Consider the following 217-nt stretch of genomic DNA (forward strand, 5'->3'; position numbering starts at 1 on the left):
CTTCTGCGATATACAACAGACTTAATCCAATCGCCGGCATATCGTAAGTTATTACGGCCATCTGCTGTAACATCAAGTTAAAGGAGCCGATTATTAACCCTCCGGTTAGCGCAAATAACAATACATAGCGGATAAACACTTTATTTTTTGCAATTGTAAAGCCGACTTTCAATTCTTTTATGAAATGGCGTTCTTTCGGTTTTAATTTTTCATCTTT

Annotated in this window: 1 pseudogene; it reads right to left on the reverse strand. The window is 36.4% G+C overall.

Annotated elements, in window-relative coordinates:
* Nucleotides 1-217, reverse strand: a pseudogene (locus tag CHH91_RS21065) (MFS transporter); the annotation flags it as partial.

It is taken from the genome of Virgibacillus sp. 7505 (genome assembly GCF_002272135.1).
In the GTDB taxonomy this organism is placed as follows: Bacteria; Bacillota; Bacilli; order Bacillales; family Amphibacillaceae; genus Terribacillus.